Below are 12078 nucleotides of genomic sequence, written 5' to 3'. Positions count from 1 at the left end.
GTGCTCCGGCGATTCCTCCACAATACCGCGATCTCAGCCGTCGCTTACGGTCTTGCGGGCGTGCTCGGCCTGATGGCGGTCGGGGCGATCGCCAGGTTCTATGGGGTGGCAGTGCTCGGGCTGATCGTACTGACGCGCTCGTTCCTGCCGTCCGGTTTTCTGGTGTTGTTCGATTTCGGCGTCTCCGAGCTCGCAACGCAGGCGGTTGCGCGCGGCCGGGTTGGCGATTGGCGCGCGGCGAGCGAGAAGGTGACCCTGCTGACGCTGATCGCCGCGCTGATCGGCATCTTGTCTGCCGTTGCGCTCTATCTCGCCTCCGCTCCGCTCACCGCGCTCTTCAAGGTCTCGGCTGATCATGTCGACGCCTTTGTCGCGATCCTCGCCGTGACGGCACTGATGCTGCCGATTGCCTTTCTTGGCCTGATCGCCGAGGGGATCCTGAAGGGGCTCGAGGAATATGGCTGGCTGCGCCTGACCGAGGTGATCGGCAACGCGCTCTATGTCGCCGCCGTGTATGTCATGGTCTGGAAGGGCGAGCCGTTCGAGACGGTGGCCTATGCCTACCTTGCCATGACCGTCGCGAAATATGTCGTGCTGGCCGTCGTCGTTGAGCGCATGGCGCGCGAGACGCCGCTGCGCTTCGCGATGTGGGGACACGAGAGCCGTAAGGATGTTCTGCATCGCTGCTGGCTGATGTTCAACTCGCGGATCGCCGGCATCCTGCAACAGCCGGTCGTGCCGCTCGCAATCGGTGCGCTGTTCAGTCCGGTTGAAGTCGGTACCTATGACGTGCTCACACGCCTGACGCGGTTCCTGAAAACGGTGATGAGCCCGCTCTATTCGGCCATTTTGCCGCTATCGACCCAGATCGAGGAAGCCACCGACACGCGGCGCCTGCAGATTCTTGGACGCAATGGGCTGGTGCTGCCGTCCGCCATCGTGATTCCGGTCCTGACCGTGATGGCGTTGTTCTCGGACGAAATCCTCAAGATATGGGTTGGACCGGAGCATGCCGATCAGTGGCCGTGGTTCGCGCTGTCGCTGTTGATCCCGGCCGTGACGGTCCTGCTCGGCGCCGGCCAGACCGCGCTGATGGTGCGGGCGGATTTCCTGCGCCTCAACACACGCTATCTCTATCTCCAGGTTCTGATCCAGTATGCGGTCACCGCCATCGCGCTGGTCTGGTTTCGCGAACGTGCCTTCATCCTGGGATGGGTCGTCTCTTTCGTGGTGTCCGCGCCGTTCATTGCCCGCCGGATGCTCACGCAGATGGACCTGCCCGCTTCGCTGTTCTGGGAGCAGGTCGGCAGACAGGCGCTGGTCGCTGCCATCCTGACGCTGGTCGCTGCGGCTTACCGGATGTATGCCGGAGCGGAGGGGCTTCTGGGCCTTGTCATCGTCGGCGGCGTCGGGTGCTTGCTCGCTTGGGGGTTGAGCGCCACACTGATTCTCTCAGCCGGTGATCGTGCGATGTTTGGCCGCTTTGCCCGCGCCATCACGCGACGCCGGTAATTATCGGTAGAATCAGCGTTTTTTGCCTGCGAGCGGTGCGGTTCCCGTGGCTGAACCGCAGGCTGCTTTTCTTGCCCGCAAGGGGTGATTTTGCTAAGGCAGGCCTAGGATGTCGCAGGGCGGCAGGGTGGATTGAGCGGGCGATTCGGCTCGCATCATCGGGTTTTGACCGACAAGTTTGACGCGTCGGGTCGACGTCAGGGGATTGATATCATGGGATTGATGTCGAGGGCGCTTTGGCACGTGAATCGTTCGCCGCTGCGCTATGCGGTGAAGACCGGCGTGAGCGCCCTGAATCTGCAGGAAAAGCGCGAGCGACGCCGGCAAGCGCAACTTCTCGACGTGTCGCCGGCAGAGCGGGCGAAAGCCGAGAGCCTCAATCGAGATGGCTATGCCGTCGTCACCGACTTGATGCAGCCCGCGATCCAGCAGGAGTTTGCCGAGGCGGGTGTGGCGAGGCTCAAGGACATTGACAGCGCGAAAGGCAAGCAGACGCAGACCCACAAGAAATTCTGGGTGCGCCTGCTGGATGCCGAAATGACGGACGGGAAGCTTTCCGCCGACAATATCTTCGTCCGCTATGCTTTGCAGCCTGCGGCCATCAAAGTGCTTTCGGCGGCGCTCGGCGAGATTCCGTGGCTCGATTATGTGTTGTTGTCCTATTCGCGCCACACCGGCGAAGAACTCGTGTCGTCGCAGCTATGGCACCGCGATCATGACGACGTGCGTGTGATCAAGTTGTTCAGCTATCTCACCGATGTCGAGGAAGACGGCGACGGTCCTTTCACATTCCTGCCCCGTCAGTCGACCGAGAAGTTCGGCTATCCGCTGATGGGGAGCCATTTTCCGGACGAGCGGGTCTTCCAGAAGGTGCCGCGCGGCGACGTCAAGGTGATGAAGGCGCCGCGGCTCACCTCGTTCATGGTCGATACCGCCAAATGTCTTCATATGGGGAGCCGAATGGGGCCGGGGCACGGCCGGCTGCTCTACACCGCAACCTATTTTACATTCCCGCGCATGTATCCGGGCGCCAAGATCCGCCCGTTCCGACCGACACCGGATACGACGCCGTTGGAAAAGCTGATCATGGGACTCTGATTGTCCCGTGATTTCGATGTGCGGATCGTGAATGGAACATGCCGTGAGATTTAGGCCTGAGGTGAAGCCCGCGTCGCGACTGGATTTGTCGCGGGCATATGCGATCGATCTGGCGCGCAGCCTGCGGCGGATGGCGGTCAAGAACGTGCGGCGTACCCACGACATCGTCAACGACGAGTATAACGTGGGCGAGTGGGGCAAGGCACTTGCGGCTCGTGGCTGGATGCAAGCGCCGAGTCTGGAGCAATTCCTGATCGGGGAGAACGAAACCCCGCGTCTCGCCAAGGTGGACGGCGAGATCGTTCGCATTTCGACCCGCGACTACTACCGCTATCGCATCGGTGCGCTGTCGGAATTGATCGCCCGGCACGCGGGCACGGCTGATGAGCTTGTGGAACTCGGCAGCGGCCTTGGCCAGAACCTGTTCATGCTGAGCTTCGATCAGCGCTGGAAGCGGCTGCGGGGCTTCGATATCGCGCCGAACGGCATCGAGGCCGGGCGGCAGATCGCAAATCGCTTTGGCCTTGGTGATCGCATCAGCTTCGACCAGCTCGATCTCACCAATGGCGACGATCCTCACTTCCGCGAATTGGCGGGCGCGACGGTCTTCACCTATTTCTGCATCGAACAGATTCCCTACGCCGTCGAAGCGGTTGTTGAAAACATCATGCGGGCTCGTCCCGCACGCGTGATCCACATCGAACCGGCCGTGGACATGCTCAAGCTGTCGCAGCCGAGGGATTTCGCCAGCCGGGTCTACATCAAGTCGATGGACTATCAGACACGGCTGTTCAAGTTGCTCGATAGCCTGGACAACAGCGGTCGAATTCGCATCCTCGCGCGCGAACGGATGCAGTACGCACCGAGCCTTCACAACGACGGTCTGCTATACGTGTGGGAACCCGTCCAGTAATGGATAAGGTCGATCTCCGAAAAGAGGAGGCTGCGTTGTCTCTGAATGATGGGCTGGTGGCGCAAGGCGCAACTGCGGATCTGGGAATTGCCGACGCCATCGCGCGCGGCTATCCGCCTTCGGTGCTCTACCTTCGCAATGACGAGGTGGTCGAGACCGAGGTCTGTGCGTTCAATTACTTCTCGACCTTTTCGAAGGACTTCCCGGAAGCCGAAGCCCATGTCTGGCTGTTCGACGGGGCGGGGGTGCAGGTCGGCTATTATCGCAAGGACCTCGGATTGAACGGGCAGTTGCAGCTGAAGACCTCTCGCGTGTGCCCGAACGTTTCGGGCACCGTTGCCGTGACCTTGCTCCCCAAAGGAGACGCAAAGATCCGATCCGGCAAACGCGTCACGACAGGTTACTATGCGCAGTATTTCTCCCAGCAGGGCGCGGTCGCACTGTCGCACGAGCGGGAGCCGGTCACCGCGACCACCTTTCCGTTGCCGGCCTGGGCGCAGACCTATCTGACGAAGTTCATCGAGCATTCGGGAGTCATCGTCGTGAACTCCTGCCTGGCCGCCGACGGCGTGGCATCGGGAAATGCAAGGCTTGTCGCACTGAATGGCGCCGTTCTCGCCGAGCAGCGGCTTCCCGCGATCCCTCCGATGGGAGGCCGCCGCCTCGCCACGCTGGAATTATTCCCGGAAGCGAAGCAACTCGTTGGATCAGCGGAGAGCTTTGCCCTGGAAGTCAGCGGCGAGAACATGGCAAGTCCGTTCAGCTACTATCAGTTCGCAAACGGCAAATTCAGTTTGCATCATTTCTAGGATCGTACCGTGCCAAGATTTCCGGTGACGCCATGGAAGCCGTATGAACCTCGGTTCATTCTGCCGACTTTTGCGGGGCTCGATAACCGGCTCGGGCTTTCCATACCCGTCTGGTATCGGCCCCTCAATCTGCGTTACCTGCGCAGCCTCGTTGCAGGCAGCCTGAAGAAGAACTTCATTGAATCCGTGAAGGATCTGGGGCCGGAGCTATTCAGTCTCGCCAGCTCTGGGTTCAGCAGAAAGCTGCGCTTCAAGCTTCATATCCTGTCTCGCCGGGGAGACTACCTGACCTCCCACGTCATCCCGTCGGCCTTCGAGCCGGGAGCGTCGTTCGATATCGATCTGTCGAAGCTCCTCGCCGAGTTGAAATTGCCTGAAGACGACTATCTTGTGGTCGCTGTGATGTCGCGCGGCCGAATGGATGGTGTTCGCTCGTCCCCGGCGAGCTTCTCGATGACCTATCTCGACCAGGACAACGTTGCGATCTACCGGACCGGCGCCTTTGCCCGGCCCTTGAATGAGGGGCGGCTCAAGTCGCATGTCGGGTTCACGGGAATCAATCCGAAGGTGATTGCGACGCAAGATGTGGTCAGCAGTGTTCTGCTGATCAATCATTCCTCCGATCCGGAATATGCCTTTCCCGCGCATCCGACGTCGGTCTTGATCCGCGAGGACGGCGAGCAGCTCCAGGGGGACTTCGGCGAGATTGCCCCGCTCGGCGCGCGCGAGATGTCGGTTGCTGACATGTTCGGCCCCCAGGTGTTCGATTTCCTGAAGCCATTCAATGGAAGGGGGACCACCGTCACGACGTGCCGGGGCATGACACTGGCAAGTCTTCACTTGCAGCGTTCCAACGACAACCGTCGGACCTTGCTCGGCATCGAGCATTCCCGACCGGCCCACATGAATCTGGCCGGAATTGTCCAGCACTAGCGAGCGAGGCCGAGGGGCAGCCGAGGGCCATGAGCCGGGCTGGGCCAGTTGCCGTGTTACCGGGGCTGATCCTCTGGACTTACCCATGGCTGTGGACGTCGGGAGCGCTGACGCGAATGGGCTGAACGCTGATTCCGAGGCTTGAGGTGCGCCGGGGCGGCCCCGCCCGGCGCCTTTCAATCGCGGCAAAGCTCCTCTATGCAGGGAAAGCAGGTCATGGGGTGGCGACGGACCAGAACGGCGACTTTCGGAACCGGTTCCCGGTGATCGCCGGCCCGGGGCGAGCTGGAACAGCGGATTCAATCATTGTCAATCGAAGCGTTCATTGTGGCCATTCTGGAGACGATTGCCGCAGCCGCGGTTTTTGCGGCGATGGGCTTCATCGTGGTTCGTCGTCCGGTGATCGCCATCATGTTCGTGTTCGTCTTTTTCGCGTTCAGTTGGCGGCTCGGATCGATGCTCTATATCGATTTGTCGGCTCCGGTGTTCTCCGAGCAGCTCGAACGAAACATCGGTTCCGCCATGGGCGTCATCCCGCTTGCGGTCTCGCAAGGCATGGTGCTGGCGGCCGTGCTGCTCGCGTTTCGGCCGCAGCGAGTGCGAGCTCTGTACGCGATACCAAATGAGCCGCCGGCCGAGGTGCTGCGCGAGGCTTCGCGCCAGATCGCCGAACTCGCGTTCTGGGCGGTGCTGCTGTTCGTGATCGGCCTGTTCATCGAACTCCTGATCCAGGGGCCAATTCCACTGTTCGTCGGAATGGAGCGGTTCGATTATGCTGTGCAGTACGCCGGACCGCTGCACCGACGGCTCATCGAGTGGGGCGCCATGCTGACGTTCCAGCTCGGGGTGTTCTTCGTCGTTCCGACGTTGCACGATCATCCGGTTGACCGCCGCTTCGCGGTTTTGTTCGCGCTCTTGATGATCTACCTTTTCCTGGTTGGGCATCGCTTCTCGTCATTCTACGCCTATTCCTCGTTCTTCCTGATCGGGGTGGGCGGGGGTCTGCTCGGGCTTCGGGCCAGCGGCAGGCGGCTGCGCGATCTGTTCAATGCTCGCACGCTTCGTACCATCGCCATTGCTGCGACGGCGCTGGTGCTGCTGGTCATCGTAGCGTTGGTCTATTCCTACACCGTGGTGCGCGGCTTCGAGGGCGCCCAACTCGCCGAGAAGCTGAAGCAACGGATGCTGATCCAGCAGGGTGAAATGTGGTGGGCGACCTACCACAATGTGTTCAGGTTGGGCGACTGGGATTTCGAGCAGGCGTTCCACAAGCTCTTCATCGATCCCTTCGACCCGACCCGCAACTCCACCATGCAGTTCCTGATGGAGCGGGCGTTGCCGGAGGAGCGGGCACACTTCATCCTTGCTCAGGGGTCATCCTACACCGGCGGCTGGCCCGAGGTCTGCTTCGAGCTGGGCGGCCCGCTCGGCGGGTTCCTGCTGGTCGCGATTTCGGCGATCATATTTGCCGAGTTCATGTTCCTGCTCGCTCGCTGCGTGATCCAGGAGCGGCTCGCGACCTGCTTTTTCCTGTCCCCGATCCTGTACGCTTTGTCGATCAATATCGTCTCGGGAATGGCCAATTCGTTCATCCAGACGACTTTTGTCGTAAAGCTTGCCGTCGCGTTGATAGTATACATGACCGAGGACAAGTGGAGGTCGAGCCGGGTATTGGTTCCATCTTCGGGCTTATCTGAAACCCTTCTTTTGCACGAAAAAAAGGCTGAGGCATGAACGAGCCGCAAGTTTTTGTGTCTAACGAACAATATTTAAGCGGATTGCTTACGACACTGCTCCAGGCGCTGCGCCCGCGCAAATTACTGCTGATCCTGCTGCCCATTACGGCCACGCTGCTGGCGTATGGCGTCTCGCGCCTGCTTCCGCCAGTGTTTGAGGCACAGGCGAGCATACGGATCGGCCGGATCGATGGAGCCGAGCAGATCAGCCTTCAGACTGCGAGCGTGCGGGTCAATACGGTGTCGTTCAAGCAACGCGTGCTGCGTGCGATGGAGATGCCCAATTACGAGGAGAACCGGCAGGCGCAGTTGATCTTCTGGACCCTCTCGGCGAGGCCGGAAACCTCGGATACGATTGCCGTCAGCGTGCAGGCATCCTCTGTCGAGCAGGTTCGGCAGGTCTTTGATACCATTGTTCAGCTCCTGAATGCAGATCAGAAATGGGTGACTGAACCGCTGATTGCCGACATCAATGAGCAGATCGTCGGACTCGATACAACGATCGCAGAGCTGACGCGGGCCAGAGATTCACTGACGGCTCTCGGCAAATCAATGGCGGAAGTGCAGTCGCATGATGCCGCTTCGGCCGCTTTCCGCTCGGTCTGGCTGTTCGACTTGTTGGCACGCAACGAGCAGCGGCTGGATGCGGCCAAGAATCAGCGGCACGATCTCGCCACGCGTCTCGGATCTTGGCGTACCTACCAGACGGCGACGGTCGATGCCGCATTCATCCTGCCAAAGCAGATTGCGCCGAGGCCGTTCCGCACCGCGATCTTGATTGGCGGGCTGACATTTCTGGCCTGTGTCTTGTTTGCCGTATGGCGGTCGCCGACGCGCCGGATCAGACAGGTACCGGTCTGATCGAGGTCATTCGCGGGGGCGGCGGTAGCGGCCGAGGAGGCATCGTGCTGAAGCAGGCGGTCGTGCTGGTTGGCGGGCTCGGAACCAGGCTGGGCGAGCGGACGCGTGCCGTTCCCAAGCCGCTGCTCGAGGTCGGTGGCAAGCCGTTCCTGGACCACATCCTGGGAGAGCTGGCGCGCTATCCCGGCATCGAGCAGATCGTGCTGCTGGCTGGCCATCGTGCGGAGCAGGTCGTCGAGCGCTACGAGGGCAAGCGCCGGCGCAATGCGTCGGTGACGGTCGTGACGGAGCCTGCTCAGCTCGGCACTGGCGGTGCGCTAAAGCATGCCGCGCCGCTGCTGATGGAGCGCTTCTTCCTGCTCAACGGCGACTCCTTCTTCGACTTCAATCTGCTCGACCTCGCGATGGAGGCCGCCCAATCCGGCGCCGTCGTGCAGATGGCGCTGAAGCGCGACCAGGCCGGCGACCGCTATGGCCGTGTGCTGCTCGACCGCGACGTGGTGAAGAGTTTTCTGCCCGCCGGCGCGCAGCCGAACGGGCCGATCAATTCGGGCGTCTATTGCATCGATCGCAGCATCCTCGACCTGATCGGCGAGGTGCCGTGCTCGCTCGAGCAGAGCGTCTTCCCGGCGCTGGTGGCGCGGCAGCAATTGCGGGCGACGCTGTATGACGGCTTCTTCATCGACATCGGCGTTCCCGCCGATTTCGACCGCGCCCAGACCGAGATGCCGGCGGCGCTGCGCCGTCCGGCCGTGTTCTTCGACCGCGACGGCGTGCTCAATGTCGACAAGAACTATGTGCACAAGATCGAGGATTTCGAGTGGATCGCCGGCGCGCGCGAGGCGATCAAGCTGTGTAATGACCGTGGCTATCTGACCTTCGTCGTGACCAACCAGGCCGGCGTTGCCCGCGGCTATTACGGGATCGAGGCGGTTCACGGCCTGCATGACTGGATGGGTAGCGAACTCGCCGAGGTCGGCGCGCATATCGAGGAATTTCAGTACTGCCCGTTCCACGAGGACGGCGTGGTGGAGGCGTTCCGGGGCTTTAGCGACCGGCGCAAGCCGGCGCCCGGAATGCTCCTCGATTGCCTGAAGGGCTGGCCGGTCCGCACCGAGGGAAGCCTGCTCGTCGGCGACAAGCTTCATGACCTGGAAGCCGCCGTCGCGGCCGGCCTCGTCGGCCATCTGTTCGAAGGCGGCGATCTCGCGAGCTTTCTCGAGCCACGGCTTCGCTAAAGCGCGATGAGATTGGGTTGAATCATCATCGCGCTTTAGCTCTTTGTTTGCGCATGATCTTTTCGGAAAACCGCTTCACACTTTTCCGGATCATGCTTTAGCTATTTGCCCTGCTGCACGCGGTACATGAACTCCGCGAGCTCCCAGTCTTCCACCGTATCGATGTCCTGCACCAGCGTGCGCGGCAGCACCACGCCGATCGATTGCGGCGAGAACAGCGGGACATCATCGAGGAATGCCCGCGCGGTGCCCCAGTAGAACTGGCCGGCGTCGTGATAGGCCACTTCGAGGTCCTGCGAGCGCGTCATGCGGTGTTCCGGATACAGCGCGTCGACGCGCCCATCCGAGTCGAGACGCACGCCGCGCTGGATCGGGAAGTCGAACGTCGTGACCGAAAAGGCAAAGGCGGCGTCGGAAGCGAGCAGGGCGTCGTGACCTTCGCGGATATAGTGCGGCCGGATCAGCGGCGCGGTCGCATAGATGCAGCAGGCGTGGGTGACATCCTGCCCCTGCGCGATGAACCATTGCACCGCATGCCTGACAACCGCGTTGGTGCCAGTGAAGTCGTCCGCGATTTCCTTCGGCCGCATGAACGGGATCGAGGCGCCGAACTGGCGGGCGACCGCGGCGATCTCCTCGTCATCGGTCGACACCACGATCTGATTGAACAGCCCCGCCTGCCGCGCGGCCAGAATCGAATGCGCAATGATCGGCTTGCCGCAGAAGTCGCGGATATTCTTGCGCGGAATCCGCTTGCTGCCGCCCCGCGCTGGAATGACCGCGATCTTCACGCCAAAATCTTCTCCAAAGCTGCCACCACGGTGTCCTGCTCGGCGTCGGTCATCTTCGAGAACAGCGGCAGTGTGATCGCGTCCTCGTAATAGCTCTCGGCCTCCGGGAACATCCCGGGCGTGAAGCCGAGGTTGCGGTAGTAGGGCTGGGTGTGGACGGGGATGTAGTGCACGTTGACGCCGATGCCGGCGGCGCGCAGCGCGTCGAACACCTGACGGCGGCTGAGCTTGATCGCGTTGCGATGCAGGCGGATGACGTAGAGATGCCAGGCGGAATTGGTGTCGGGATGCTGCCAGGGGCAGGTCAGCGGCAGCTTCGCCAGCAGCCGGTCATAGCGCGCGGCGAGCTCGCGGCGGCGCGCGACGAAGGGATCGAGACGGGCCATCTGGCTGGTGCCGAGCGCTGCCTGGATGTCGGTCATACGATAGTTCAGGCCGAGCTCGATCTGTTCATACATCCACGGACCGTCGCGCTCCTCGTTCGGACGCGGCTCCTCCGGCGCGCGTTGCGACGGACGGATGATGCCGTGGGTGCGCAGATAGGCGATGCGTTCGCCGAGCCTGGCGTCATTGGTGAGCGCCATGCCGCCTTCGCCGGTCGTGATGATCTTGACCGGATGGAAGCTGAAGATCGTGACGTCGCCGAACTCGCCGCTGCCGACCTTGCGGCCGCGATACTCGCCGCCGACGGCGTGCGAGGCATCCTCGATGATCTTGAAGCCGTAACGGTCGGCAAGCGCGCGGATTGCGACCATCTCGCAGGACTGGCCGGCGAAGTGCACGGGCACGACGACCTTCGGCAGCCGGCCCTGCTTGTCGGCCGCCGCGAGCTTCTCGGTCAGCGCTGCGACGCTCATATTGTAGGTGCGCGGATCGATGTCGACGAAGTCGACGTTGGCGCCGCAATAGCGGGCACAGTTGGCCGACGCGACGAAAGTGTTCGGCACGGTCCACAGCCAGTCGCCCGGACCGAGGTCGAGCGCGAGACAGGCGACGTGCAGGGCAGCGGTCGCGTTGGACATCGCGATCGCGCTCTTGGCGCCGCAATAGGATGCCAGCGCGCGCTCGAAGGTCGGCCCCGCCTGACCCTGGGTCAGCCAGTCCGAGCGCAGCACCTCGGTGACCGCATCGATGTCCTCAGGCGAGATGTCCTGGCGTCCGTACGGGATCATTGGACCGCGATTCGGTTGAATTCCCTGATTTCGTCGATGGTGAGGAAATGGTCGTTGCGGCCGGAATTGTACTCGAAACCGTCCTCGACCGGCGCGCCTTTCTCGCCGATCTGGTTGGTCAGATAGTCGACGTCCTTGCGGAAGAACTTGATCGTCGGCTTGATCACGAAGTGATCCTGGAAGCGCAGCGTCAGGTGCGAGTCGTCGGTCGGGCACATCACTTCGTGCAGCTTTTCGCCCGGGCGGATACCGATCACCTTGGTCGGCAGATCAGGCGCCATCGCAGCCGCAAGGTCCGGAATCCGCACCGAGGGGATCATCGGCACGAAGATCTCGCCGCCGGACATCCGCTCAAAGCCCTTGCGCACGAAATCGACGCCCTGCTGCAGCGAGATCCAGAACCGCGTCATGCGCGGGTCGGTGATCGGCAGATGCTCGGCACCCTCGGCGATCATCTTGTTGAACAGCGGCACGATCGAGCCGCGCGAGCCCACCACGTTGCCGTAGCGCACCACCGCGAACATGGTGCGGTGACCGCCGGCCATGTTGTTGGCCGCGATGAACAGCTTGTCGGAGGCAAGCTTGGTGGCGCCGTAGAGGTTGATCGGTTGCGCCGCCTTGTCGGTCGACAGCGCGATCACCTTCTCGACATTGGCCTCCAGCGCGGCCTGGATCACGTTCTCCGCGCCGTGAACGTTGGTCTTGATGCACTCCATCGGATTGTATTCGGCCGCCGGCACCTGCTTCAGCGCCGCGGCGTGCACGACATAGTCGATGCCCTTCATCGCGGTGCGCAGGCGCTCGCCGTCGCGCACGTCGCCGATGAAGTAGCGCATCGGAGCCTGGTCGAACTCCTGCTGCATCTCGTACTGCTTGAGCTCGTCGCGCGAATAGACGACGAGGCGGCGCGGCTTGAAGTTCTTCAAGACGCTGCCGACGAATTTGCGCCCGAACGATCCGGTGCCGCCTGTGATCAGAACAGACTTTTCATTGAACATGCTGGAGTCTACGCCGG

11 protein-coding genes are annotated in these 12078 nt (G+C 62.1%); 8 read left to right on the top strand and 3 right to left on the bottom strand.

The annotated features are described in order from the left end of the window. The 8 genes from JQ604_RS33055 (at window position 1) to JQ604_RS33020 (ending at window position 9100) form a co-directional block, all read left to right on the top strand. Window positions 1-1512, top strand: a complete 1512-nt coding sequence (locus JQ604_RS33055) for a lipopolysaccharide biosynthesis protein (RefSeq protein ID WP_212364907.1) — start codon at window positions 1-3, stop codon at window positions 1510-1512. A gap of 213 nt (window positions 1513-1725) precedes the next feature. Beyond that, window positions 1726-2610: a hypothetical protein gene (locus JQ604_RS33050; protein ID WP_212364906.1), complete on the top strand. Its 885-nt coding sequence runs from the start codon at window positions 1726-1728 to the stop codon at window positions 2608-2610. 31 nt (window positions 2611-2641) lie between these two features. Further along, window positions 2642-3523, top strand: a complete 882-nt coding sequence (locus JQ604_RS33045) for a class I SAM-dependent methyltransferase (RefSeq protein ID WP_249159011.1) — start codon at window positions 2642-2644, stop codon at window positions 3521-3523. Continuing rightward, a complete protein-coding gene (locus JQ604_RS33040) occupies window positions 3523-4332 on the top strand; it encodes a hypothetical protein (protein WP_249159009.1) in 810 nt (269 codons plus the stop codon). The genes JQ604_RS33045 and JQ604_RS33040 overlap by 1 nt, the downstream gene beginning before the upstream one ends. Before the next feature lie 9 nt (window positions 4333-4341). After that, window positions 4342-5265, top strand: a complete 924-nt coding sequence (locus tag JQ604_RS33035; protein WP_212364905.1) for a hypothetical protein — start codon at window positions 4342-4344, stop codon at window positions 5263-5265. A 306-nt stretch (window positions 5266-5571) separates the two neighbouring features. Further along, a complete protein-coding gene (locus tag JQ604_RS33030) occupies window positions 5572-6999 on the top strand; it encodes a DUF6418 domain-containing protein (protein ID WP_212364904.1) in 1428 nt (475 codons plus the stop codon). Continuing rightward, window positions 6996-7862, top strand: a complete 867-nt coding sequence (locus tag JQ604_RS33025) for a Wzz/FepE/Etk N-terminal domain-containing protein (RefSeq protein WP_212364903.1) — start codon at window positions 6996-6998, stop codon at window positions 7860-7862. The genes JQ604_RS33030 and JQ604_RS33025 overlap by 4 nt, the downstream gene beginning before the upstream one ends. A gap of 44 nt (window positions 7863-7906) precedes the next feature. Then, window positions 7907-9100 (top strand): HAD-IIIA family hydrolase, encoded by a 1194-nt coding sequence (locus tag JQ604_RS33020; protein WP_349631171.1) that lies wholly within the window; start codon window positions 7907-7909, stop codon window positions 9098-9100. Window positions 9101-9201: 101 nt separating this feature from the next. Here the strand turns inward: JQ604_RS33020 and pseF are convergent, their stop codons facing one another. From pseF to pseB, 3 genes are read right to left on the bottom strand one after another with little or no spacing between them, the layout of a single operon-like run. Further along, entirely contained in the window at window positions 9202-9891 is a 690-nt protein-coding gene (gene pseF, locus JQ604_RS33015; protein WP_212364901.1) for a pseudaminic acid cytidylyltransferase, read from the bottom strand. Beyond that, the gene (gene pseC / locus JQ604_RS33010) at window positions 9888-11063 is read right to left on the bottom strand and encodes a UDP-4-amino-4,6-dideoxy-N-acetyl-beta-L-altrosamine transaminase (RefSeq protein ID WP_212364900.1); all 1176 of its coding nucleotides are present in this window, start codon (window positions 11061-11063) and stop codon (window positions 9888-9890) included. Before pseC ends, pseF begins: the two co-directional genes overlap by 4 nt. Beyond that, on the bottom strand, window positions 11060-12061 hold the full coding sequence (pseB, locus tag JQ604_RS33005; protein ID WP_212364899.1) for a UDP-N-acetylglucosamine 4,6-dehydratase (inverting): 1002 nt from the start codon (window positions 12059-12061) through the stop codon (window positions 11060-11062). Before pseB ends, pseC begins: the two co-directional genes overlap by 4 nt. Window positions 12062-12078 lie beyond the last annotated feature (17 nt).

Source organism: Bradyrhizobium jicamae, from assembly GCF_018130695.1.
Classification (GTDB): Bacteria; Pseudomonadota; Alphaproteobacteria; order Rhizobiales; family Xanthobacteraceae; genus Bradyrhizobium; species Bradyrhizobium jicamae_B.
The sequence above is the reverse complement of the archived record's forward strand: the minus strand, read 5'-3'. Positions and strand labels throughout refer to the sequence as shown.

What these genes read in the sequence shown, in the direction of transcription:
- JQ604_RS33050 (WP_212364906.1), top strand. Translation starts at nt 1,726, where the DNA reads ATGGGATTGATGTCGAGGGCGCTTTGGCACGTGAATCGTTCGCCGCTG.
- JQ604_RS33045 (WP_249159011.1), top strand. Translation starts at nt 2,642, where the DNA reads ATGGAACATGCCGTGAGATTTAGGCCTGAGGTGAAGCCCGCGTCGCGA.
- JQ604_RS33040 (WP_249159009.1), top strand. Translation starts at nt 3,523, where the DNA reads ATGGATAAGGTCGATCTCCGAAAAGAGGAGGCTGCGTTGTCTCTGAAT.
- JQ604_RS33025 (WP_212364903.1), top strand. Translation starts at nt 6,996, where the DNA reads ATGAACGAGCCGCAAGTTTTTGTGTCTAACGAACAATATTTAAGCGGA.
- pseC (WP_212364900.1), bottom strand. Translation starts at nt 11,063, where the DNA reads ATGATCCCGTACGGACGCCAGGACATCTCGCCTGAGGACATCGATGCG.
- pseB (WP_212364899.1), bottom strand. Translation starts at nt 12,061, where the DNA reads ATGTTCAATGAAAAGTCTGTTCTGATCACAGGCGGCACCGGATCGTTC.